General features: G+C 33.1%; 18 protein-coding genes. 10 read left to right on the top strand and 8 right to left on the bottom strand.

Going from position 1 to position 26,779, the window contains the following annotated elements:
- The first annotated feature begins 213 nt into the window (after positions 1–213).
- The 4 genes from asnB to secDF all read left to right on the top strand — a co-directional run bounded on the left by asnB (position 214) and on the right by secDF (position 8,369).
- On the top strand, positions 214–1,830 hold the full coding sequence (gene asnB / locus KHA90_RS07195) for an asparagine synthase B (protein ID WP_213296931.1): 1,617 nt from the start codon (positions 214–216) through the stop codon (positions 1,828–1,830).
- A gap of 353 nt (positions 1,831–2,183) precedes the next feature.
- Complete coding sequence (gyrB, locus tag KHA90_RS07190; protein WP_213296929.1) at positions 2,184–4,124, top strand: DNA topoisomerase (ATP-hydrolyzing) subunit B; 1,941 nt, start codon at positions 2,184–2,186, stop codon at positions 4,122–4,124.
- A gap of 109 nt (positions 4,125–4,233) precedes the next feature.
- On the top strand, positions 4,234–5,169 hold the full coding sequence (gene mdh, locus KHA90_RS07185) for a malate dehydrogenase (RefSeq protein ID WP_213296927.1): 936 nt from the start codon (positions 4,234–4,236) through the stop codon (positions 5,167–5,169).
- Positions 5,170–5,396: 227 nt separating this feature from the next.
- Positions 5,397–8,369: a protein translocase subunit SecDF gene (secDF, locus tag KHA90_RS07180; RefSeq protein WP_213296925.1), complete on the top strand. Its 2,973-nt coding sequence runs from the start codon at positions 5,397–5,399 to the stop codon at positions 8,367–8,369.
- 330 nt (positions 8,370–8,699) lie between these two features.
- On the opposite strand, the gene KHA90_RS07175 is transcribed toward secDF, so the two are convergent.
- The 7 genes from KHA90_RS07175 to KHA90_RS07145 form a co-directional block, all read right to left on the bottom strand.
- Complete coding sequence (locus KHA90_RS07175; RefSeq protein ID WP_213296923.1) at positions 8,700–9,206, bottom strand: GNAT family N-acetyltransferase; 507 nt, start codon at positions 9,204–9,206, stop codon at positions 8,700–8,702.
- A gap of 473 nt (positions 9,207–9,679) precedes the next feature.
- Positions 9,680–10,612, bottom strand: coding sequence for a prolipoprotein diacylglyceryl transferase (gene lgt / locus KHA90_RS07170; protein ID WP_213296921.1), 933 nt, complete (start codon positions 10,610–10,612; stop codon positions 9,680–9,682).
- A 64-nt stretch (positions 10,613–10,676) separates the two neighbouring features.
- Complete coding sequence (gene yidD, locus KHA90_RS07165) at positions 10,677–10,916, bottom strand: membrane protein insertion efficiency factor YidD (protein ID WP_213296918.1); 240 nt, start codon at positions 10,914–10,916, stop codon at positions 10,677–10,679.
- 22 nt (positions 10,917–10,938) lie between these two features.
- Complete coding sequence (gene cysS / locus KHA90_RS07160; RefSeq protein WP_213296915.1) at positions 10,939–12,426, bottom strand: cysteine--tRNA ligase; 1,488 nt, start codon at positions 12,424–12,426, stop codon at positions 10,939–10,941.
- Positions 12,427–12,503: 77 nt separating this feature from the next.
- Positions 12,504–12,869 (bottom strand): four helix bundle protein, encoded by a 366-nt coding sequence (locus KHA90_RS07155; RefSeq protein WP_213296912.1) that lies wholly within the window; start codon positions 12,867–12,869, stop codon positions 12,504–12,506.
- An 85-nt stretch (positions 12,870–12,954) separates the two neighbouring features.
- Positions 12,955–13,626, bottom strand: coding sequence for a GTP cyclohydrolase I FolE (gene folE / locus KHA90_RS07150; protein WP_072956467.1), 672 nt, complete (start codon positions 13,624–13,626; stop codon positions 12,955–12,957).
- 204 nt (positions 13,627–13,830) lie between these two features.
- Positions 13,831–15,027: a pyridoxal phosphate-dependent aminotransferase gene (locus KHA90_RS07145; protein ID WP_213296909.1), complete on the bottom strand. Its 1,197-nt coding sequence runs from the start codon at positions 15,025–15,027 to the stop codon at positions 13,831–13,833.
- Between the two features lie 122 nt (positions 15,028–15,149).
- Here KHA90_RS07145 and KHA90_RS07140 point away from each other — a divergent pair, with 122 nt between their 5' ends.
- From KHA90_RS07140 to KHA90_RS07120, 5 genes are all read left to right on the top strand, one after another.
- The gene (locus KHA90_RS07140) at positions 15,150–16,475 is read left to right on the top strand and encodes a PDZ domain-containing protein (RefSeq protein ID WP_213296908.1); all 1,326 of its coding nucleotides are present in this window, start codon (positions 15,150–15,152) and stop codon (positions 16,473–16,475) included.
- 158 nt (positions 16,476–16,633) lie between these two features.
- Positions 16,634–19,261, top strand: a complete 2,628-nt coding sequence (locus KHA90_RS07135) for a gliding motility-associated C-terminal domain-containing protein (RefSeq protein WP_213296906.1) — start codon at positions 16,634–16,636, stop codon at positions 19,259–19,261.
- Positions 19,262–19,294: 33 nt separating this feature from the next.
- Positions 19,295–20,224: a PorP/SprF family type IX secretion system membrane protein gene (locus tag KHA90_RS07130; RefSeq protein WP_213296904.1), complete on the top strand. Its 930-nt coding sequence runs from the start codon at positions 19,295–19,297 to the stop codon at positions 20,222–20,224.
- A 10-nt stretch (positions 20,225–20,234) separates the two neighbouring features.
- Positions 20,235–22,406 (top strand): OmpA family protein, encoded by a 2,172-nt coding sequence (locus KHA90_RS07125; protein ID WP_213296903.1) that lies wholly within the window; start codon positions 20,235–20,237, stop codon positions 22,404–22,406.
- Positions 22,407–22,543: 137 nt separating this feature from the next.
- Entirely contained in the window at positions 22,544–23,014 is a 471-nt protein-coding gene (locus KHA90_RS07120) for a hypothetical protein (protein WP_213296901.1), read from the top strand.
- Between the two features lie 188 nt (positions 23,015–23,202).
- Here the strand turns inward: KHA90_RS07120 and KHA90_RS07115 are convergent, their stop codons facing one another.
- Positions 23,203–23,583: a DUF1573 domain-containing protein gene (locus tag KHA90_RS07115; RefSeq protein WP_213296899.1), complete on the bottom strand. Its 381-nt coding sequence runs from the start codon at positions 23,581–23,583 to the stop codon at positions 23,203–23,205.
- Positions 23,584–23,866: 283 nt separating this feature from the next.
- Here KHA90_RS07115 and KHA90_RS07110 point away from each other — a divergent pair, with 283 nt between their 5' ends.
- Entirely contained in the window at positions 23,867–26,503 is a 2,637-nt protein-coding gene (locus KHA90_RS07110) for a valine--tRNA ligase (RefSeq protein WP_213296896.1), read from the top strand.
- The last annotated feature ends 276 nt before the right edge of the window (positions 26,504–26,779 follow it).

Genomic DNA, 26,779 nt, shown 5'->3' with positions numbered 1-26,779 from the left:
TTAAATTGTATTTTCCGATAATTATTTGACTTTCTTTTTTATATTTGGCATTAGCTGAAAATAAAATAAAATTCATAATATTGTAATTGTATTATTACAGAAAAGCAGAAAATGATATTTAGTTCAGCTGAAAATTTATAAATCATAATACATTATTTGGTTGCTAGATTTGATAGCGACTAAAAATAAAATAAATAAAAAATATAGAATAGTATGTCTGGATTATTAGCCGTTATAGGTAAAGGAAAAGACCCGCAACTCGTAAAAGAGCTTTCTACAAGAATGTCGCATCGTGGTCCTGATGAAAGTGATTTGCATATTATGGAAAATGGCAGTATTATTTGTCATGAAAGTTTGTCGATTATCGATCTTAAATCGGGCAAACAGCCTATTCAGGGAACTGATAAAGCGTGGATGGTGCATGATGGAGAAATTTATAACTATCAGGAATTAAAAGATACGGTTTTAAAAGATCACACTTTTAGAACAAAATCAGACTCTGAAGTTATCGTGCATTTGTATGAAGAATTTGGATATAAGTTTTGTAATATGCTTGATGGCGATTTTGCTTTTGTAATTATTGATGGTGATAATTATATTGCGGCCAGAGATGCCGTCGGGGTTAAGCCTTTATATTACGGATTAGACGAAAGAGGCAGAATTTATTTTTCTTCGGAAATGAAATCAATTGCCGATCAGTGTAAATCATTTTCAACTTTTCCTCCCGGACATTATTATACAGGCAAAACAGGTTTTGTAAAATATTATAATCCCGAATATGAAGATCATTCAAATGCTAATAAATTATTAGATCTTGATTTAGTTCGCGATTCATTAATTGAAGCAACCCGTAAACGTTTAATGAGCGAAGTGCCTATTGGGGTTTTGCTTTCAGGAGGTTTAGATTCGTCTTTATTATCTTCAATTGCTTCCCGATTATTTGCCGAAAGAGGCGAAAAATTACATTCTTTTTCTATTGGTTTAGATGCAGATTCACCTGATAATATAGCGGCAAGAAAAGCAGCTGAGTTTTTAGGTACGGAGCATCATGAAATTCATTTTACTGTTGAAGAAGGTGTTTCTATTTTAGAAAAAGTAATTTATCATATTGAGACTTACGATATTATATCGGTAAGAGCCGCAGTTCCTTTGTATTTGTTGTCTAAAGAAATTGCAGATCAGGGAATTAAAGCTATCCTTTCAGGAGAAGGTGCTGATGAGGTTTTTGGAGGACATTTGTATTTTAGAAATGCACCATCAGCTCAAGAATTTCAGGATGAGACAATTGAAAGAGTTCAGAAATTGTTTACTGCCGATTTATTGCGCGCAGATAAAGCAACAATGGCACATGGATTAGAAGTCAGAATTCCGTTTTTAGATAAGGATTTTTTAGATGTTTCCATCAGAATCAGAACAGAAGAAAAACAGCCAAAAACGTATGATGGAATTGAAAAATATATTTTAAGAAAAGCATTTGATACGCCAGAAAATCCGTATTTGCCAACTGAAATTTTATGGAGACAAAAAGAACAGTTTTCAGATGGAGTTGGATACAATTGGATCGATGAACTAATTGAATATTGTGCAACACAGGTTTCTGATGAGAAATTAGCGGGAGCTAGTGCCGAATTTCCATACAATTCGCCAACAACAAAAGAAGCTTATTTTTACAGATCTATTTTCCATAAATTTTACCCACAAGTGAGTGCGGCACAAACAGTACGAAAATGGATCCCGAAATGGCAGGAAAATCAAGATCCAAGCGGAAGAGCAAATGCAGCTCACGTAAAAGCGGGGATTGAAATTTCAAAAGCCGGAGTTACAGTTTAGGGTTAAATTCCAATTTTGAAATTCCAATAGACGAATTTCAAATTCTAAATTGAAGACTGAGTAATTTATTAAAAAATCCGAAATAACATTTCAAGTGTTAGATTCGGATTTTTTTATTTACAGATTTGGAATTTGGAATTTCAAAATTGGGATTTAGTTTATTTTTTTTGGATTTAAAATTAAAATTTCTTCGTCAAAGAGGATAATTTTTGGAATTTGGAATTTATTTTTTGATTTTTCACACAATTGTGTTAATAACTTAAGTGCTTTAAATCGTATTTTAACGGATATATAATTTGCGTTTTTATATATTTGCGTGTTAGACAATAATTACATTTTTTAGAATAAATTATATGAGCGAAGAAATCAAGAAGAACAATTATTCAGCAGATAGTATTCAGGCATTAGAAGGAATGGAGCACGTAAGAATGCGTCCATCGATGTATATTGGAGATGTGGGAGTTCGAGGGCTACATCATTTGGTTTATGAGGTTGTTGATAACTCTATTGATGAGGCGATGGGAGGACATTGTGATACTATTGGTGTTGCAATTAACGAAGACGGTTCAGTAACAGTTGAAGATAACGGTCGTGGTATTCCAGTTGATTTACATAAAAAAGAAGGTGTTTCGGCACTTGAGGTAGTAATGACTAAAATTGGTGCCGGAGGTAAATTCGATAAAGATTCTTATAAAGTTTCCGGAGGTTTACACGGTGTTGGAGTTTCGGTTGTAAATGCCCTTTCGGTTCATATGAAATCTACTGTTTTCAGAGACGGTAAAATCTACGAACAAGAATATGAAAGAGGTAAAGCTGTTTATCCTGTTAAACAAGTTGGAGAAACAGATAAAAGAGGTACACGTCAGACTTTTTACCCGGACAATACCATCTTTACACAAACTACAGAGTTCTCTTATGATACTTTATCTGCTCGTATGCGTGAGTTGTCTTACCTGAATAAAGGAATCACAATTACATTTACAGACAAAAGAGAAGTTGATGATAAAGGTGAATTCAAAGTAGAAGTTTTTCACTCTGATGAGGGGCTTAAAGAATATATTCGCTATTTAGATGGTAACCGTGAGCCAATTATTTCTCACGTTATCAGCATGGATCACGAAAAAGGTGAAATTCCGGTTGAGGTTGCCTTGATTTATAATACAAGTTATACAGAGAATATTTTCTCTTACGTAAATAATATTAATACACACGAAGGAGGAACGCATTTACAAGGTTTTAGAAGTGGTTTGACAAGAACCCTTAAAAAATACGCAGATGCATCCGGAATGTTGGATAAATTGAAATTCGAAATTGCGGGAGATGACTTCCGTGAAGGATTAACTGCTATTATTTCGGTAAAAGTACAAGAACCACAATTCGAAGGACAGACAAAAACTAAACTAGGAAACAGAGAAGTAGTTTCTCCGGTTTCTCAGGCAGTTGGAGAAATGTTAGAGAATTATTTGGAAGAAAATCCAAATGATGCCCGTATCATTATCCAAAAAGTAATTCTTGCTGCACAAGCCCGTCACGCTGCTAAAAAAGCACGTGAAATGGTACAGCGTAAAACCGTTATGGGCGGTGGTGGATTGCCAGGAAAACTTTCAGATTGTTCTGAGCAGGATCCTGCAAGATGTGAGGTTTATCTTGTCGAGGGAGATTCGGCTGGTGGAACAGCAAAACAAGGTCGAGATCGTGCTTTTCAGGCGATTTTACCATTACGTGGTAAGATTTTGAATGTTGAAAAAGCGATGCATCATAAAGTATTCGAAAACGAAGAGATTCGTAACATCTTTACCGCTTTAGGAGTTACAGTAGGTACTGCAGAAGATAGTAAAGCCTTGAATCTTGAAAAACTAAGATATCATAAAGTAATCATCATGTGTGATGCCGATGTCGATGGTAGTCACATTTCTACCTTAATATTAACGTTCTTCTTCCGTTTCATGAAAGAATTGATCGAAGAAGGTCACGTTTATATCGCAGCGCCACCTTTATACTTAGTTAAAAAAGGAAATAAAAAAGAATATGCATGGAATGACGTTCAACGTGATCAGGCAAATGAAAGAATGGGCGGAAGTGCTGCTATTCAACGTTATAAAGGTCTTGGGGAGATGAATGCAGAACAATTGTGGGAAACTACAATGGATCCGAGCTTTAGAACTTTACGTCAGGTAAATATTGATAGTCTGGCTGAAGCCGATAGAGTTTTCTCAATGTTAATGGGCGATGAAGTTCCGCCACGTAGAGAATTTATCGAGAAAAATGCAGTCTACGCTAATATCGATGCATAATAAATTTTAATCATCAATTCGTTTAATTGTTTAAATTTACTTAGACGATTAAACGAATTGTTGATTTACAAAACAAACAAATTAATTAATAACCGATAAAGTATAAAATATGAAAGTTACCATTGTAGGAGCAGGAAATGTTGGAGCTACATGTGCAGATGTTATTTCTTATAGAGGAATTGCAAGCGAAGTAGTGTTGTTGGATATTAAAGAAGGTTTTGCCGAAGGGAAAGCGTTGGATATTATGCAATGTGCGACAAATACAGGTTTTAATACCAAAGTATCTGGCGTGACCAACGATTATTCTAAAACCGCTGGAAGTGATGTAGTAGTAATTACATCAGGAATTCCAAGAAAACCAGGAATGACTCGTGAGGAATTAATAGGTATAAATGCAGGAATTGTAAAAACAGTTGCTGAGAATGTATTGAAATTTTCTCCGGATACTATAATTGTTGTAGTTTCAAATCCTATGGATACTATGACTTATTTAGCACTAAAATCTACAGGATTACCTAAAAACAGGATTATTGGTATGGGTGGAGCGTTAGACAGTTCTCGTTTCAGAACGTATCTTTCTTTAGCTTTGGATAAACCTGCAAATGATATTTCAGCAATGGTTATAGGCGGACATGGTGATACTACTATGATTCCTTTAACGCGTCTGGCATCTTATAACGGAATTCCGGTAACAGAATTTCTTTCAGAAGAAGTATTGCAAAAAGTAGCTGCTGATACAATGGTGGGTGGAGCTACACTTACAGGACTTTTAGGAACTTCAGCCTGGTATGCGCCGGGAGCTTCTGTTGCATTCCTTGTAGACAGTATTTTAAACGATCAGAAGAAAATGATTGCATGCTCTGTTTTTGTTGAAGGAGAATACGGACAAAATGATATATGTATAGGTGTACCATGCATAATTGGTAAAAACGGAGTAGAAGAAATCTTAGACATCAAATTAAATGACCAGGAAAAAACCTTATTTGCTAAAAGTGCAGATGCGGTTCGTGGTATGAATGATGCTCTAAAATCGATTTTAGTATAAGGATTTTCGAAAAAAAAGGAAAAGACTGCACTTTTGCAGTCTTTTTTTTAAGATTAATTAATAAATAAATTGGTTAATCTTTTCGTTAATTATATATTTGCTCGGTTTAAAAAAAATGTGGTAATTCGTGATCTGGAATTTTTAGTTTTAAAAAATCATGTCGGGGCTTATTTTATGGTACTTTAAAACAAAAACAAACAATAAAACATAATTAATTTTTAGTAATAATGCAGAATAAAGGACTTATTAAATTTTTCGCAATTCTATTTGCATTGGTAAGTATTTACCAACTCTCTTTCACTTTTGTGGCAAATAATGTCAAAAGTGAAGCTAAAGCTTTTGCAGGAGATAATCCTGACAAAGAATTAAAATACTTGGATTCTATTGGTAAAGAAAAAGTGTTAAACCTTGGTTTTTCGGATTTTACTTATAATGAAGTAAAAAACAAACAACTAAATAAAGGTCTTGACTTAGAAGGAGGAATCAACGTGATTCTTCAAATTTCTATTAAAGATGTTTTAAAAGGTTTGTCAAACAATTCTAAAAATCCGGTATTTAATAAATCATTAGCTGATGCAAGTGCAAATTTAGAAGGAAACAAAACCTATTTAAATAAGTTTTTTGAAGCTTTTGAAGCGAATTCAAACGGAACTGTAAAATTAGCTTCACCTGATATCTTTGCAAACAGAAGTTTACAAGGAGAAGGTGGAATCGATTTTCAAATGTCTGATTCACAAGTTCAAAAAGTAATCAAAAGAAAAGTTGATGAGTCTGTTGAAAGTGCTTACAAAGTATTAAGAGAGCGTATCGACAAATTTGGAGTTACACAACCAAACATCCAAAAATTAGGAGAAACAGGAAGAATCTTAGTAGAACTTCCGGGTGCTAAAGATGTTGACAGAATTAAAAAATTATTAGGTGGAAAAGCTCAATTAGAGTTTTGGGAAACTTATAAGGTAGAAGAAATAGGAAACTTTTTAGTTGCTGCTAACGAATCTTTAAAAAAGACTGAAGTTAAAAAAACAGAAACTAAAACTGTTGCTAAAGATTCATTGAATGCTTTATTGACTGACACTAAAGATTCAGTAGATACTAAAAAAGGAAACAACCCATTATTTGACAAAATGTTAGGTCAGGGTGGCGGACCAGTTTTAGGTTATTTTGCTACAAAAGATACTGCTACTGTAAATGCTTACTTTAAAAGAGCAGACATCAGAATTTTATTGGCTGCTGACCAACACAATGCGAAATTTGTTTGGAGTAAACCAACTTCTATTAAAGATGCAAAAGGAAAAGATCTTGAAGCTGTTGAATTATATGCTTTAAAAGGTAACAGAGACAACGTTCCTGCTATGAGCGGTGGTGTTGTAACTGATGCAAAAGATACTTTTGACCAATTAGGAAAACCAGCTGTTTCTATGCAAATGAACAGTCAGGGTGCTAAAGTTTGGGAAGAATTAACAGGAAGAGCTTTTTCTCAAAAAGGATATATTGCTATTGTTTTAGATAATATTGTTTATTCTGCTCCTGGTGTTACTAGTGGGCCAATTGCAGGTGGAAGATCTGAAATTACAGGTTCATTTGATGTAGCGGAAACTAAAGATTTAGCTAACGTATTAAATGCAGGTAAATTACCGGCTTCTGCTGATATTGTTCAATCAACTGTTGTAGGACCATCTTTAGGTCAGGCTGCAATTGATGCAGGTACAATTTCATCTGTATTAGGATTTTTATTAGTTTGTTTATGGATGGTATTCTATTATGGTAAAGCAGGTTGGTATGCTAATCTTGCATTATTATTAAACTTACTTTTCTTATTCGGAATTATGGCAAGTTTTGGTTTTGTATTAACATTGCCAGGTATTGCAGGTATCGTACTTACATTAGGTACAGCGGTAGATGCGAATATTATTATATTTGAAAGAGCAAAAGAGGAATTACGTGAAGGTAAATCTTTATCAGAAGCAGTGGCTACATCTTACGGATGGCACGGTGCAATGCGTTCTATTATTGATGCAAACGTAACACACGTTTTAACTGGAGCTATCTTATTTATCTTTGGAACAGGACCAATTAAAGGTTTTGCTTTAACTTTACTTATTGGTATCGTAACTTCAATGTTTACATCTATTTTTATCGCTAGAATTTTTATCGACAGAAATATTGCCGGAAAAGCTGATTTAACTTTCTCTACAAATATTACTAAAAACTGGTTTACTAATTTCCACTTTGACTTTATTAAAATCAAGAAATTTACATACATCTTCTCTTCAATTGTAGTTGTAGTAAGTTTAGTATCTATCTTCTTCGTTAACGGATTAGATGAAGGTGTTGATTTTGTTGGAGGAAGAACTTTCCAGGTTAAATTTGAAAAACCAATTGACGCTACTGTAATTTCAGATGAATTATCTGCTGCGTTTGGTACTCCGGTTGAAGCTAAAATTTTAGGTGATGATGACCAATTAAAAATCACTACAAAATATAAGATTAAAGAGGACGGTGTTGCTATCGACGAAGAAGTAAATCAAAAATTATATACGGCATTACAGAAATATTTCCCTAATGTTACTTATGATAAATTCACAAATACTTTTGACGGTAAAAAAGTTGGTGTTTTACAATCTTCTAAAGTTGGAGCTTCTATCTCTGAAGATATTAAAACAAACTCATATTGGGCAGTTTTAGGTGCAATGGCAGCGATCTTTTTATACTTAATGGTTTCTTTCCGTAAATGGCAATATTCATTAGGTGCGATTGCAGCTGTAGCGCATGACGTTATCTTTGTATTAGGAATCTACTCTTTATGTTATAAATTCATGCCTTTCCACATGGAAATGGATCAGCATTTTATCGCTGCAATTCTAACAGTTATTGGTTATTCTATGAATGATACTGTAATTGTATTTGACAGGGTTAGAGAGTTTATCATCGGAAACCGTAAAGGTAGTTTTGAAGATATCGTAAACGCTTCTATTAATACTACATTATCAAGAACATTGAATACGTCATTAATGATGATCATTGTATTGTTAACGATGTTTATCTTTGGTGGAGAATCTATCAGAGGATTTATCTTCGCAATGTTAGTTGGTATTGTTGTAGGAACTTATTCTTCATTATTTATAGCTACACCAGTATTGGTAGACACGATTTCTAAAGATGAAAAACATACTATCGAAGAAAAACACAAACAAGCATAATTGCAAGTTTATATAAATCAAAAAAGATCCAGCGAAAGTTGGATCTTTTTTTTTATGTACTACACCTGTCTATGTAGATTTTACGTTGTTTATTTTTATAATACCCTACAGGATATTTTATTGCGTGGTTATAACTTCTACGAATATTAAATTCATGACCGAGTAAATTGTGTATTGATTTTATGAGAAATGAAATTAGAATCTTTGATGTGATTCCAACTTGATATTTAATATGTGGTGCTTGAATATTATCGATTGGAAGTGTCAATTATAAATCCAAACGTGACAATATTCTCTTTATTATTGTAGCATATTAGAAGAAAGTAATTACTATATCAATGATCCCTTGATCATGAAATAAGCTATCTCTTCTTCATTTCTTATTAGATTGTCCAATCGTAAAAATCCGGCTTTTTGCAGTACATTCTGTGATCCGCTATTGTTGATATCGGTTATAGCGACAACTTCTTTTGTAGTTGTATTTGCAAAACTATATTGCACTATCGCCTTGCATACTTCTGTAGCAATACCTTTTCCCCAATATTTCCTGCTAAGTACATACCCAATTTCTATCTGGTTTGTGTTGTACGCAAAAATACGAGCAACACATATTCCGATAAAATCATTATTTGAAGTATCGAATATAGCCCATCGGCTTAGATTTTTATTTTTATAATTTTCAAGTAATTCGTTGAACATCTCCACATATCTTTCTGGTGTGGCATCCGGAAGGTATTTTGTAACTTGTGTATCTTTAAATAGGTCTAAAAAAGTTTGTTGTTCTCTAGGTAAAAATTCACGAATAATTATTTTTGGGCTTTGGTAAAGAATTGACATTACTAATAATTTTAAGGTAAATAATTTTGAATTTATCCAAGGTTGCTGCAATAAGAACAGTTTTTTTTTATTTTTATGTTCAACCGAATTTAAAGAAAATAAATTAGTAAATCAAAGTCTTTTTTTAAATTTCAGTGCGCTAGATTATTAGAAGCTTTTCTTTTCCCTGATAATGATTAATCTTCAAAGTAAATTAAGCGTAAACTCTTATGGAAAATACATTTCTAAATTAGCCCCGATGGAAACGATATCCTTTTTCCTGCTCCTTTAGCAGGGAAAAGATATAGTGTACAGCGGGACTCAGGGTTATGGTGAAAACGGTAAGTTGTGCTCTTTAAAAAACAAAAAATTAATGGCTATTTAGTGTGATAATTTCTCATTGATAATTTCGGGATGTGGGTAATGGTTTAATAAAGAAAACGCCCAATACAATTAAGTTTTGGGCGTTTTTTTATATTAAAAATAAATAAAATTTAAGATGCTGCTAAAGGATTTCTTTGTGCTCTGATGATAAAGAAAAGTCCGATAATGATAAAAGGGATACTTAACCATTGTCCCGTTGAGAAAATGCCTAATTCGTTCTCAAAACCGCCTTGGCTTTCTTTTACAAATTCAACGATAAAACGTACTACAAATAAAAGAACAAGGAACAATCCGAATAATAATCCTGATTTAAGCCTTGCATTTGTTTTCCAGTATAAAAAGAACAGAATTGCAAAAACAAAAATATAAGCAATACCTTCATACAATTGAGTTGGGTGTTTTACAGGAACCTGAGCCAATAAATCGGCAAATTTAGGATCTGTTGCGATTGCATTATAAGCAGCTTTTGGATCTGCGATTTGAGTTGCATTTACAGCTTCAGATTTACTGAACTGATCGTGTAAAAAACGAATTCCAAAAGCAGAATCAGTTTCTTTTCCTATGATTTCAGAATTAAAGAAGTTTCCTAAACGAACAAAGATTGCGCCGCTTGCCACCGGAATTACTACACGATCCAATATCCATAATAACGGACGTTTTAAGATCATTTTACTATAATAGTACATGGCAATGATAATTGCAATTGCGGCACCATGACTGGCTAATCCCTGAAAGCCTGTAAATTCAAATTTTGGTTCGAATCTAAAAGGTAAAAAGATTTCAAGTAAATGATTTCTAAAATATTCCCAATCATAAAATAATACATGACCTAAACGAGCTCCTATTAATGTAGCTAAGACGGTCCATACAAATAAAGAATCTAACTTGTCGATTGATTCATTTTCACGCTCGAAAATGTTTTTCATTATAAACCAGCCTAAACCAAAAGCGATTACGAACATTAAACTGTAATAACGAATCATAAAAAATCCTAAATCGATTCCTTCTGAAGGATTCCAAATGACATTTAAGGAGTGTGACATATATTAAATTGTTTTTTGAGTTGTAAAAATAAATATTTAAAGCAGAGTAAGTCTTTATTTAAAGTTAATGTTTGTGAGAACACTTCTTTTCAGGAACAGGATCGTAGCCTGTTCTTCCCCAGGGATGACAGCTCAATATTCGTTTTATTCCTAAATATCCGCCATAAAATAATCCATGAGTTTGCAGGGCTTGAATCATATATGTCGAACACGTAGGTTCGAACCTGCAGCTTGCCGGTGTAAAAGGCGAAATTGCAGTTTGATAAAAGCGAACTAATAAAACAAACGGAGTAGTTACTTTCATGATTTATTAGAAAATGAATTGGTTATATTGAAAAGCTGGTTCCTTCTTTCCCGTCTTTCAACTGAATTCCTAAATCAATTAATTGGTCACGAATCTGATCAGAAAGGGCAAAGTTCTTATCGGCTCTAGCCTGATTTCTCATTTGAATTAATAGTTCAATTGCTCCATTTAATTTTTCAGTTGTATCTGCCGTATTTTGAGAAACTTTATTATTCACTCCTAAAACGTCAAACAAGAAATTAGAAAACGTAGTAGATAATAATTCAATATCTTCCGCTGTCAATCTTTCAGTTCCGTCATTTACGACATTAATATAGCGTGCTCCTTCAAATAATTGTGCAATTAAAATAGGAGTATTAAAATCGTCGTTCATGGCATCATAACAATTCTGTCTCCATGCAGCAACATCTAAGGATGATGAATTGCTTGACTTTAATGATGAAGCTAATTTATATGATTCCATTAAGCGGTGATATCCTTTTTCGCTTGCTACCATTGCATCATTAGAAATGTCTAAAACACTTCGATAATGCGCCTGTAGAAAACAGAAACGAACAATATTAGGTTCAAATGATTTTTCGAAAAAAGGATTATCACCTTTAACCAATTCTAAAGGTAAAATATAATTTCCGGTAGATTTACTCATTCGTAATCCGTTCATAGTAAGCATATTGGTGTGCATCCAGTAATTTACCGGTGATTCTCCATTGCATGCTTTTCCTTGCGCAACTTCACATTCGTGGTGTGGGAATTTTAAATCCATTCCGCCGCCGTGAATATCAAATTTTTCTCCCAGATATTTAGTACTCATAGCGGTACACTCTAAATGCCAGCCAGGGAAACCTTCGCCCCAAGGCGAATTCCAACGCATTATATGTGCTGGTGAAGCCTTTTTCCAGAGCGCAAAGTCTTGTGGATTCTTTTTCTCATTTTGTCCGTCTAAATCTCTCGTATTAGCAAAAAGCTCATCAATATTACGATTGCTTAATTCGCCATATTTCATTCCTCTCTTGTTGTATTCAAAGACGTCAAAATAAACAGATCCGTTACTTTCGTATGCGAAACCTGAATCAATTAATTTTTGGGTTAATTCTATTTGCTCTAAAATATGACCCGTAGCCGTTGGTTCAATAGTAGGAGGAAGGAAATTAAAGGTGTCTAGCACTTTATGAAAATCCACAGTATATTTCTGTACAATTTCCATAGGTTCTAATTTCTCTAATCGGGATTGTTTTACGAAACGATCGTTATCAATATCCCCATCATCTGTTAAATGTCCTGCATCAGTAATATTTCGAACATAACGTACTTTATAATCAAGGTGCAAAAGATACCTGAAAATTACGTCAAATGACATAAAAGTCCTAACGTTTCCAAGATGTACATTACTGTAAACTGTAGGTCCGCAAACATACATTCCAATACTTCCCTCATGAATTGGATTGAAATTTTCTTTCTCGCCCGAAAGCGTGTTATGTACTTTTAAAGATTGACTTTTATATAAAGGCATAATCGTTTTACTGTTTATTCGTTTAACTGTTAATTTGTTTAATCTTGTAAACGTGCATTGTTTATTGCTTAAATGTTTTATTCTTTTGAAAGATAATACTTTTTAAGACTATTAATCTGATTGCAGATTTTCTCAATTTTCTCACGAGATGCTATATACTCAATCTCAGATAAATAATCTAAATCTTTTGAAATAATCAAATGGTTTAAAGTTTCCATTGCTGATGAATATGAAATAGTTAAAAAATGAGCTTTATCTTTATTCGTATTTCTCGAAGTTCCTTCTGCAATATTTGTAGCAATTGAACTGGAGCTTCTTTTTATCTGAGAAGTTATTCCGAATATTTCATTTGATGGAAATTTACTAGTTAATTTATAAATATCCAAAACAAACATTCTGGAGTTTTGCCAGACTTCTAACTTTTCAAACGAAAAAACATGCATGTGTTTTTTGTTTAATTGTTCAAACGTTTATTTGTTTAACTGCTTTCGATTAAACGACTTAACAAATAAACGATTAACCCGATATTTAAAATTGTGTATCCAATTTTATGTAATCTAAAAATTCTCTTTTTGTTTGAGGATCTTTGAATTTTCCGCCAAATTCAGATGTTACGGTGCTGCTTTCTATATCTTTAATACCTCTTGAATTTACGCAAAGGTGTTTTGCATCGATCACGCAGGCAACATCTTCAGTTCCTAAAGCTATTTGTAATTCCTGAACAATCTGCATTGTCAAACGCTCCTGAACCTGAGGTCTTTTAGCATAATATTCAACAATTCGGTTCATTTTTGATAAACCAATAACTCTTCCACTGGAAATATAAGCCACATGAGCTCGTCCTATAATGGGTAATAAATGGTGTTCGCAGGTAGAATAAACAGTGATGTTTTTTTCAACTAACATTTCACCGTATTTGTAATTATTGTCAAAAGTTGACGCTTTTGGCTTTTTTGTAGGGTTAAGACCTCCAAAAATTTCCTTTACAAACATTTTTGCAACACGGTTTGGAGTACCTTTTATGCTATCATCAGTCAAATCCATTCCTAAAGTCTGTAGGATGTTTTCAACATCTTTTTTTATTTTTTCTATTTTCTCTTCATCACTTAAGTCAAAAGCATCCTGTCTAACAGGGTTTTGAGCATTGCTGCTAAAATGATTGTCTCCTATTTCGTCTAAAAAATCTTCGTTATTTATCATTAAAAACTACTATTAGTATGGGTATATCTTTTTAAGGCGGTAAAGATAATTAATAAAAAGGAAACCTTTTCTATCGTTTTTACTATTTAATCGTTCCTTTTTAGATATAATTTAAATTAAAATCAAAATGGCGTTTTCTAAAAATACAAAAGACAATAACATAGCGTGTTATTGTCTTTTTGAAGGTGTTTATTTATTTTGAAATTATTTCTTATTGTAAACTAAAAGAGCTTCTTTTAAAATGTTTACAGCAGTAATTAAATCTTTTTTATTTATAACATAGGCAATTCTAACCTGATTTAATCCCATTCCCGGAGTCGAATAAAATCCGGCAGCGGGAGCAACCATTACAGTTTCTCCGTTAAGGTCATAAGTTTCAAGAAGCCATTGCGCAAAATCATCAGCATTTTCTATTGGCAATTGTGCAATGCAATAAAAAGCGCCTTTGGGTTTAGTCACAATTACGCCTTCAATTTTATTCAATTCGGTAATTAAAGTATCGCGACGACTTTTATATTCTGAAATCACTTCATCAAAATAACTTTGCGGTGTATCTATCGCGGCTTCACAAGCAATTTGCTCAATTGTAGGCGGACTCAAACGTGCCTGAGCAAATTTCATAACCGTTGCCAGAACATCTTTATTTTTAGTCACTAAACAACCAATTCTTGCGCCACACATACTGTAACGTTTTGAAACCGAATCGACCATGATTACGTTTTGCTGCACATCTTCAAGATTCATTACAGAATAATGAACATCATCTCCATCATATAAAAACTCACGATAAACCTCGTCTGCAATTAAATATAAATCGTGTTTTTTAATTAAACCCGCTAATTGTTTTATTTCGGCTTCAGAATACAAATATCCTGTTGGATTACCGGGATTACAAATCAATATGGCTTTCGTTCTTGGTGTAATTAATTTTTCGACAGCATCAATACTTGGTAAAGCAAATCCTGTTTCAATTGTTGAAATTACAGGAATTACAGTTGCACTTGTTGAGGATGCAAACGCGTGATAATTAGCATAAAAAGGTTCAGGAATAATAATTTCATCGCCCGGATCTGTAATTGTGGCCAGTGCAAACAACAAGGCTTCAGATCCACCAGTAGTAATAATGATGTCTTCTGAGTTAACATTTACGTTTTGACGTTGGTAAAATTGAGCTAATTTTTTTCTATAACTTTCATATCCGGCAGACGGACTGTATTCTATAAGAGTTAAATCAATATTTTTTACCGCCTCCATGGCCACTTCGGGTGTCTTGATATCCGGTTGACCAATGTTTAAATGATACACTTTTTTTCCTTTTTCCTTTGCAGCATCTGCAAAAGGAGCAAGTTTACGTATCGGAGATTCGGGCATGTTTCTGCCTTTGTGAGAAATTGTTGGCATGAGTTTTATTATTGAAGTGCAAATTTGCATATTTTTTTCGAATTTAACGTAAACATTACGGGTACTTATTAAAATGTAACAATTATCAATATTTTTAGTAATTTTATCATAAAATTTTATCAATGAAAAAATATTTCATGTTGTTTTTTGGGCTTTTGGCATCTTTGACGCTTCAGGCTCAAGGTGATTTTTTGATTGAAAAGCATAGCAAGAGGGTTACTATACCGTTTAAATTGATCAATAACCTTGTTTTTATTCCTATAAAAGTAAATGGTGTCGAGCTGAATCTCTTACTGGATTCAGGAGTCGAAGAAACTATTTTGTTTAGTATGGAAGACAAACAGGAAGTTACTTTTAATAACGTACAAAAAATTAAACTCAAAGGATTAGGAAGCGAGGAGGAAATTGAAGGACTAAAATCGACAAACAATACGTTAGAAACGCATGGACTAAAATCAATCAATCACTTGGTTTATATTATTTTAGATCAAAATTTTAATTTATCCTCACATATTGGGATTCCTGTAAATGGTATTATTGGATATAAATTTTTTAAAAATAATATCGTAGAAATCAATTATCAGCGAAAGAAATTAATTGTTCATTCCAATAATGAAGAAACGCGCAAAAAACTGGAGAAAAAGTTTAAAATGTTACCAATAACGATAGAAAAATCCAAACCTTATATTTATACAACAGCAATAGTTGATAGTATTAAAGTGCCGGCAAAGCTGCTTATTGATATTGGTAATAGTGATGCTTTTTGGATTTTTGAGAATAGTAAAATCAAATTACCTAAAAAGAATTTTCCGGATTTTTTAGGGAAAGGATTTAGTGGTGATATTGAAGGTCATAGAGCCAAAATTGATAATTTTTTAATCGAAGATTTTAATTTTAAAAAACCAATAGTTTCCTTTCCGGATTCAAGTTCTATTAAAAACGTAAAAATGGTTCCTGATAGGATTGGTTCTATTGGAGGAGAAGTTTTAAAACGATTTACCGTGGTTTTAGATTATGCAGATAAGAAGCTATATCTTAAAAAAAACAACAAATTTTCAGATCCCTTCAGTTATAACAAAAGCGGAATAACTGTTCAGCATAACGGGCTTCAATGGGTACAGGAAACGGTGCATTTAGAAACCGTAAAAGTAGCTACATCTATAGAAGAATCAGGTTATAATGATAAAAAAGACGGCAATTTTAAATACAAATTTTCATTAAAACCGGTTTATGAAATTGTAAATATTCGTAAAAAATCAGCTGCCGAAAAATGCGGACTGCAAAAAGGTGATATTATTGTGAGCATCAATAATAATATTCCTTATAAATATACACTGCAGCAAATTAATACACTTTTAAAATCAGAAGAAGATATCTGGATTACGCTAGAAGTAGAAAGAAATAGTCTCCTTTTAAAATTCAGATTTAAGCTTGAAGATGAACTGTAAATGTATGATCTGCAATTCAATAAAAAATTAAACTAAATTAAATCGTATAACCACATATTTGCAATTACTTTAAATTTTGTGAAAATTTAACTATTAAATCTCTTTTTTTGTTCTATGAACGTTATAATTTTATTATGTTTATAAAAAAATAGGAGTTTATGGTTAAAAAATACGCTAATTTCTTACAATTTGTATTGTTTTTTATATTTTTATCGGTTTTGCCTTCACAAATGTATGCACAATGTGCGGGAATTGATGCTAGTAAAGTAATTTGTGATATTGAACTTCCAGTTAATACATCAATATCACTATTTGATTTATTAGGTGGTTCACCAACTCCTGGCGGAACATGGAAAGATGACAATAATTCAAGAGGTTTAAATACTGCCACAGGAGTATTAAACGGACAACTTATACGTCGCGGAGGTACTTACAAATATACGTATACCGTTCTGGGTGTTGGAGGATGTACAGATAATACATCTACTGTAACATTAACGATTGGCGCATATCCTGGAGTTCCGGCTCCATTTGCTACCGTATGTAGTTCTGCTAATACTTTTAATCTTTTCACAGCATTTAATAGTACCGTAATGGGACCGCATTCAAATGGAAGCTGGACAAATAGTTCAGGCGGATCTGTAGATGCAGTAATTCCAATTACAGGATTACAGGGGTCATTTGATTTTACTTATACCGTTCCTCCGGTACTTCCTTGTGATACAGCACCTCTCTCGGTTACAGTTACAGTGACCATTTTTAGAGCACCTGAACCTGGAACAGCAACTGATTTAGAATTATGCGGAGATACTGATTTAGGCTCTTATACAGATTTAGACCTCCATACTTTACTTGCCGGTGAAGATATGGGAGGAGAATGGAATGGTGCAGGATTAACCTCATTAACAGATCATAATGTAAATCTTCAGGAAGTATTTGATGATTTAGGACCTGGAGAATATATTTATACCTATACAGTTCGATCTTTTCCTAATACTAGAATTTGTCCGGATCAAACTGTACCTATAACCATTACACTCGAAAAACGACTCGATTTTACAGGCGCCCAAATCGTAGTAAGCTCAGATATTTGTGAGGATAAAATTCCTACAGCAACTTATTCGGCAACAATTACCCAAGGACCTGAAGCAATTCCGGATGGAGAGTACAAAGTCACTTTTAACGTTTCCGGTCCCAATGGAGGATCAACAACTGTCACCGCAAATTTTGTAAATGGTATCATTAGTTTTCCTGTCGATGCTGCTTATTTTAGACAAGTAGGTTTATATACAATTCGCGTTACTAATATTGCAGCAACAACTGGTAAACAAACCTGTGTGAATATTATTGATAATTTATTTGATGAATTAAATATTTATCCGCTGCCACATTTAGATGGCGCTGTAATGACAACATTCCCAACATGCCAGAATAAGGATTCAGTTGTACAAATTTCAAATGCCGCTCAATTAGCTAATGGCAATTATAACATTGTTTATAATATAACAGGCGATAATTTTGCAACAGGACAAACTGCCAATATTAACTCATTTGGCGGAAGTTTTAATTTTAGAATTCCCGGAACTTTAAATGTAAACAGTGGCGTTTCAAATATAACGATTATTAAAATTACCAATAACGTAACAGGTTGTACAAATGTGGCTAATATTCAGGGAAACTTGGTAATTAATCCTTTGCCAAATGCAGCAACCGTGAGAGTTGCAATTAATGATGTTTGTTTAAACGATCCCGTTTCTGTATCAGTTTCCGGCTTAGGAAATTTAACAGATGCTACATTATCGTACACACTTTCAGATAGTAATTCCTCAACATTACAAACCGCGGTTTTGACTGTTTTAAACGGAAACGCGACTTTTATAATTCCCGCAGGTTTACTTTTAAACATTGGCTCTACAACAATTTTAGCTACTAATTTAAAAAATAATAGTACCAATTGTGACAGTAACTTAAGCAATGTATCCGATGGTTTTTCTATAAATTCAATTCCGTTAGCGCCAATTGCAGAAAACCAGATATTTTGTAAAGTAGATAGAGCAACAGTTACAAATTTATTTCCACGCGGACCTCAATATAAATGGTATACTTCGGCTACGTCAACAACGGCACTTGCAGGAACATATGTTTTAAAGTCAGAAGATCTGTATGTAAGAGAAACTTCTCTTTCAAATTGTACATCAGCTCCCACAATGATTTCAGTTATTGTTAATGATACACCCGCTCCTGTATTGAATCCCGGAGGAGCAGATTTTTGTGGTTTGGCAAATCCAACCATTGCTGATTTGTCCCGAGTTACCAATGTACCATCGACAGTTGCGTGGTACGATGCAGAAAATAACGGAAATTTACTCGCTTCATCACGTTTATTGGTTCATAAAGCCAAATATTACGGATTTGATCTTTCAACTGTAACTGATTGTATTTCTGATACTAATTTAGAAGTAACCGTTTCATTAATTGATTGTGATGTCTCGCAATATGCATTTTTTATTCCTGACGGATTTTCGCCAAATGGTGACAATATAAATGATACTTTCAGAATTCCTGATATTGAATTTTTATATCCGGATTATACGCTTGAAATTTTCAATAGATATGGAAACGTAATGTTTAAAGGAAATGTAAATAAACCAAATTGGGACGGAAGAAATTCTGAATCAGCTGGTTTTGGTGACGGAATAGCGCCAAACGGTGTCTACTTTTATATTATCAATTTTAATAAGGATAATAGAAAAGCGCAACAAGGCCGACTTTACCTTAACCGATAATTTCTTTTTTATATTATTAAATATAATTTTCAAATGAAAAAAATAATACTTTTTATATCTTTTCTCTTTTATATCACCTCCGCCACAGCGCAACAAGATCCTGAATACACACATTATATGTATAATATGAGTGTTGTAAATCCGGCGTATGCAACAGGAGTTCCTGCAATGCTAAATCTGGGAGGATTGTACAGAACGCAATGGGTTGGAGCTGTTGGTGCGCCTAAAACTTTTACCTTTTTCGGTCATACCGCTGTTACGGATAAAGTCGAAGTTGGTCTTTCATTAATTTCAGATGATATTGGCGACGGCGCAAAAAAGGAAAATAACTTTTATGCTGATTTTGCCTATGTTTTAAATCTTGGAGGAAAAAATAAACTTTCATTAGGATTAAAAGCAGGTTTTACTTCGCTGCAAACTAGTTTTAACGGATTCAAATTTAGCGATCCCGAAACAGATCTGGCTTTCGCCGAAAATATAAACGTAACCAAACCCAATATTGGAGTAGGAGCGTATTATTTTAGAGATAATTTTTATGTGGGATTATCAGCGCCAAATTTATTGAGTTCAAAACACATCGAAGAAAAATCCGGAATTAATGCTTACGGGTCTGAAGCGATTCATACATTTTTAACAGCCGGATATGTTTTTGAAATCAATGATATGGTCAAAATAAAACCAGCATTTATGTCAAAATTTGTAACAGGATCACCAATTTCTGTAGACTTGACGGCGAATGTTTTGTACGATAATAAATTTGAATTAGGTGCAGCGTATAGAATAAATGATGCCGTAAGTGCTTTGGTCAATATAAATGTTACGCCAACTTTAAGAGTGGGTTACGCTTATGATCATACACTTTCGAATATGGGTCAGTTCAATTCCGGTACGCACGAAATTATGCTCCTTTTTAATTTGGATTTATTAGGAAAAGGATATGATAAATCACCAAGATTCTTCTAAAATGAAAAATATGAAAAAACTACTCGTTATTATATTCGTATTTTCAATACAGTTTATAAATGCACAAGATCTTGAATTGGCAAGAGCAAAAAGATTTTTTGATAAAACATATTACAGCGAAGCAATTGTTCTTTATGAAAAATTAGCCGAAAAGAAACCTTCGCAGGAAGTTATAAAAAATCTTGCCGATTCTTATTTTTATACCAATGATTTAATAAAAGCGCAACGTTATTACAGACTTTTGGTTCAGAATTATAGTAACGATTTAGATCGAAATTATTATTACAGATATGCACAGACTTTAAAAGCGAGCAATAGTTATGATGATGCAAATGCTGCTTTAAAGGAATATTATTCAAAATCTGCCAATACTGAAGATAGCGCCAATTTTGAAAAAGAAATTAAAACTTTAGAAAATGTTACGGCAATTGGAGCGCGATTTGATATTAAAAACTTAGCAATAAATACGCCTAATTCTGAATTTGGAGCCGTAGAATATAAGGATAATTTGGTTTTTGCAGGCGTAAAACTAAAACCGGGATTGTTTGATAAAAAGTATAAATGGGACAATGAAACGTATTTAAATTTTGTCGAAATTCCTCTAAAAAATATTAATTCAGCCGATTCTACTGGATATTATTTTGCAAAAGAATTAAAAACCGGAATGCACGAATCGAATATTATTTTCACAAAAGATGGAAAAACGATTTATTTCACCCGTAATAATTCTAAAAAAGGAAGTAAAAAAACAGACGATAAAAAAATCTCCAACCTTCAAATTTTTAAAGCCGAACTAGTTGATGGAAAATGGAGCAATATAACGTCGCTCCCGTTTAATAGTGCCAACTATTCAGTAGAACATCCTGCTCTTAGTGCCGATGAAAAAGTATTGTACTTTGCTTCGGATATGCCGGGAACATTCGGTTCTTTTGATATTTATTCGGTAAACATCAATAAAGGCGCATTTGATACACCAAAAAATTTAGGTCCAATTATTAATACCGATAAAAGAGAACAATTTCCTTTTGCATCAGATGATAATAAACTTTATTTTTCATCAGATGGACATTTAGGCTATGGATCGCTTGATGTTTTTGTTTCGGATATAAGCGGAAATGAATATTCAAAACCTGTAAATGTTGGTTTACCATTAAACTCAAATCTGGACGATTTCTCCTTTAATATAAATTCAAATACAAAAGAAGGATATTTTGCATCCAACAGAGAAGGTGGAAAAGGAAGCGATGATATTTATCAGTTTAAAGAAATTAAGGATTTAATTGTAGAAGATTGCAAACAGTTTATTGCCGGAACAATTACAGATGTTGACACGAAATTAGCTTTAGAAAATGCAATTGTAACATTACAGGATGCAGATAAAAAGACATTAAATACAGTAACGACAAATGCAGACGGAAAATTTAGTTTTACAGTTCCTTGTGAAAGTTCATTTATAGTTTTAGCATCCAAAGAAAAATACACAAGCGAATCAAGATCATTATCTTCAGGAAAAACCAGAGATGCAATTAATGATGCTTCGATGGCATTAAAATCTTTAGAAGTAATTAAGCAGGAAGAACAGCAAATTGCCGAAACGAAAAAGAAAGAAGAAGAAATTGAAACAGTTCGTAAAAAAGAGAGAGAAGCTCTGGCAGTTATCGCTTTAAAAGAAGCGGAGCAAAAAGCAAAAAAAGATCAGATTGTTGCTGCTGAAATCAAGAAAAAAGAAAAAGTAGCTGAAATTGCCGCCAAAGAAGTTAAGAAAAAGGAAAAAATAAAACAGATTTTAATTGACGAAAAAGATATTGTAAGAGATAAAGACAGATTGATTATCAAAACTGATCCTATTTATTTTGATTACAATATGTGGTACATCAGGAAAGAATCAAAAGTGGTTTTAGGTCGCGTTGTAGAGTTGATGAAGAAATATCCTGATATGGTAATTGAAATTGGATCACATACAGATTCAAGAGGAAATGCAAAATTCAATGAAGATTTATCTCAAAAAAGAGCCAATTCAACCAGAGAATTTATAATTCAATCCGGTATCAATGCAAAAAGAGTTCATTCAAAAGGTTACGGAGAATCAGTTCCAATTATAAAATGTAAAACAGATGAAGCCTGTTCAGAAGAAGAACACGAACTAAACAGAAGAAGCGAGTTTGTCATTGAGAATTTATAAATATAATATTCGAATAAGATTTATTCCAAAACTTTCATACGTTTAATTTTAAATAACAATTTTAAAAAAGAAGCTTTTTTTTAGCTTCTTTTTTATTTAACTTTATAAGATAACAATCATCCTAAAAATATCTAATTATGAAAAATCTCGTAATATCTTGTTTGCTTTTGTCTTGCATTGGACTTCAAAGTTGTAAAAAAAATGAAGAAAAAAAAGAAGCGGTTCAAACCGATGCTGAAAAAATTGTAAGTACTCAATGTTATAAAGCAGTATATGAAAAAGATACTATTGATTTGAAATTGAATACTTTAAAAAACGGCAAATTATCAGGAAACATGGTCATGAAAGTGGCAACTGCTACTGAAAGAACCGGAGAAATTACGGGAGAATTTCGTGGAGATACCTTATTTGCAGATTACACTTTTGTTGAAGTCACCAATAAAACTAAAACATTCAAAAATCCTATGGCATTTTTAAAACGAGATAACCAATTGATTTTAGGAAACGGAACCATGCAAACTACAATGGGAGTAACTTATTTAGTTAAAGATAAACCAATCGATTTTGATCGTGTAAAATATAAATTTTCAACTTTGGAATGTAAATAATTAAAAAACTAAACACGACTATCTTTGTCAAAGTTTTAACAATCAAAATTTTCATCTCATTCAACGACAAAGCTTACAGTCCCGAAGCTTCGGGATAAAACCCGACAGGTTTACTTCAAAATAATATTAAAAAAAGCCGTTTCTTAAATTAAGAAACGGCTTTTACTATTTTTGGAGTTTTATTTTTTTTACAACACTTCGCCTTTAATTTTTAAGGCAATTCTACCTTCAGGATAGTTTACAGCATTTGTTTCAACCGTAATTGTTTTACGAATAGGACCTGCGGCCATATTGTATTTTACATCAATTTTACCTTTTTTACCTGGCATAACTGCTGCTGCGGGCTTTGTAACAACTATTGAACTAACAGTAGATTCTGCGCCGGTAATTAAAAGTGGAGCATCGCCGGTGTTTGTAAATTCAAAAGAGCGAAGTCCATTGTCGCTTTTTGAAATTTTTCCGTAGTCAATTGTATTGTCCGGGGCTGCAAATTCAATTTTTGGGCCATTTTGTGCATAACCTATTGCGCTAAACAATATGACAGCAATAAAAGAGGCTACATTTTTCATTTTGAAATTGTTTTAAAGTTGTAAGTAAATATACATTCTTTTAATTAACACACAAATTAATAATTCGCTTTTTATAATGTACTTAATTATTTACTTTTGTTGTCAATGTAATTACAAAAATTGAACCAATTTTTTTACTGTTAATTTGTATAAACTGTTTAATCGTTTATTTGATAAATGAAATTACGGTTAAAAAAATAAAAACAAATCAACAATTGTACACATGAAAGGATCAACAATAAAACAATAAAACAAATCAACGATTAAAACATATCTACAATAAATGACAATTCCCGCACAATTTGACGCTAAAACGATCGAGAATAAATGGTATGATTACTGGATGAAAAATAACTATTTTCATTCAGAACCAGATCATAGAACACCTTATACAATTGTAATTCCGCCACCAAACGTGACAGGAGTCTTGCACATGGGGCATATGTTGAACAATACAATTCAGGATGTTTTAATTCGTAGAGCGCGTCTTAAAGGTTTTAATGCTTGTTGGGTTCCGGGAACGGATCACGCATCTATTGCAACCGAAGCAAAAGTTGTAGCAAAATTAAAAGCAGAAGGAATCAATAAAAATGATTTAACACGCGAAGAATTTTTAGCACACGCCTGGGAATGGACAGATAAATACGGTGGAGTAATCCTTGATCAGCTTAAAAAACTTGGTGCATCTTGCGATTGGGAAAGAACCAAATTTACAATGGATCCTGATATGTCAGCTTCTGTAATAAAATCATTTGTTGATTTATATAACAAAGGATTAATTTACAGAGGATACCGAATGGTAAACTGGGATCCTGAAGCAAAAACAACTTTATCTGACGAAGAAGTTATTTATGAAGAACAACAAGGAAAATTATTTTTCTTAAAATATAAAATCGAAGGTTCAGAAGATTTCCTGACAATTGCAACAACACGTCCTGAGACTATCTTTGGCGATACTGCGATTTGTATCAACCCAAATGACGAACGTTTTACCCATTTAAAAGGGAAAAAAGCAATCGTTCCTATTTGTGGAAGAGTGATTCCTATTATTGAAGATGAATATGTAGATGTAGAATTCGGAACCGGATGCTTGAAAGTTACTCCGGCACACGACATGAATGACAAAACGTTAGGAGAAAAACACAATCTTGAAATCATTGATATTTTTAATGAAGATGCTACATTAAATAGTTTCGGATTACATTATCAGGGAAAAGATCGTTTTGTAGTTCGTACCGAAATTGCAAAAGAATTAGAAGAAAACGGAGCTTTGGCAAAAACCGAAATCCATTTGAATAAAGTAGGAACATCAGAAAGAACCAAAGCCGTAATCGAACCAAGATTATCAGATCAATGGTTTTTGAAAATGGAAGATTTAGTAAAACCTGCAATTCAATCTGTTTTGGTTGATGGCGATATTAAATTACACCCAAAACGTTTCGAGAATACTTACGCGCATTGGTTAAACAATATTCGCGATTGGAATATCTCTCGTCAATTATGGTGGGGACAACAAATTCCTGCGTATTATTACGGAGACGGAAAAGAAGATTTCGTAGTTGCAGAAAACATAGAAGATGCTTTAAAACTTGCACAAGAAAGAACTAACAATCAACAACTAACAATTAACAATTTAACACAAGATGTTGATGCGTTAGACACTTGGTTTTCTTCGTGGTTATGGCCAATGTCAGTTTTTGGCGGAATAATGGATCCGGAAAGTGAAGACTTTAAATATTATTATCCAACAAACGACTTGGTTACAGGTCCGGATATTTTATTTTTCTGGGTTGCGAGAATGATTATTGCAGGTTACGAATATGCTGGAGAAAAACCATTTACAAATGTGTATTTAACCGGTTTAGTTCGTGATAAACAACGCCGTAAAATGTCTAAATCATTAGGGAATTCTCCTGATCCTTTAGACTTGATCGAAAAATTTGGTGCAGATGGTGTTCGTGTAGGATTGCTTTTAAGTGCTTCTGCAGGAAACGATATTATGTTTGATGAAGAATTATGTAATCAAGGAAAAGCGTTTACAAACAAGATTTGGAATGCCTTTAAATTGATTAAAGGTTGGGAAGTTTCAGAAACTATTCCACAGCCGGAATCGTCAAAAGTAGCGATCGAATGGTACGAAGCTAAATTGCAGCAAACATTGGTTGATATTGAAGATAATTTTGAAAAATACAGAATTTCAGATTCATTAATGGCGATCTACAAATTAGTTTGGGATGATTTCTGTTCTTGGTTTTTAGAGATGATTAAGCCAGCGTATCAACAACCAATTGATAAAGCAACTTTTGATAAAGCAATCGAAATGCTGGAAAGTAATTTGAAATTGCTTCATCCTTTCATGCCTTTCTTAACAGAAGAAATTTGGCATTTAATTGCTGACAGAACTCCGGAAGAAGCTTTAATTGTTTCGACATGGCCTGAATTAAAATCTTTCGATGCTAATTTAATTGCTGATTTTGATAGTACGATCGAAGTAATTTCAGGAATTAGAACCATTCGTAAAGACAAAAATATTCCGTTTAAAGATGCTATTGAATTAAAAGCAATCAATAGCGAGAATCTTTCAACTTATTTTGATACCATCGTAACGAAACTAGGAAACATTTCAGCTTTTGAATATGTATCGGCTAAAGTAGATGGAGCGTTATCTTTCCGTGTAAAATCAAATGAATATTTCATTCCTATTTCAGGAGGAAATATCGATGTTGAAGCTGAAATTGCAAAACTATCGGCAGAGTTGGTTTATACACAAGGTTTCTTGAAATCTGTTCAGGCAAAATTATCCAATGAAAAATTTGTTGGCGGAGCACCTGAAAAAGTATTGGCAAACGAAAGACAAAAAGAAGCCGATGCTTTAGCAAAAATCGCTACAATCGAGCAAAGTATTGCTGGTTTGAAATAAGAGAATTAAAATTTAATTTTGAAATACGAGAGGCTTTCCGAAAAGGATAGCCTCTTTTTTTTTACACAATATTTCTCCTTGCTTCTCCGCAAGTAGCTCGACAAAGACTGTGTCTTTTCTTTGCAGAGTTACTTGCGAAGATTCTTCGTTCCTCAGAATAACAATAGGAGCGTGAAGGATTGCTTTTCGATGTCCACTAAACACCTGTCGGGTTTTTAGATAATATTGTCATCTCGACGAAGGAGAGATCACACAAGTAGCTCGACAAAGATTGAC

This window comes from Flavobacterium psychroterrae (assembly GCF_018380615.1).
Classification (GTDB): Bacteria; Bacteroidota; Bacteroidia; order Flavobacteriales; family Flavobacteriaceae; genus Flavobacterium; species Flavobacterium psychroterrae.
Note: the sequence above shows the minus strand (reverse complement) of the source record. Positions and strands in the feature narration are given on the sequence as shown.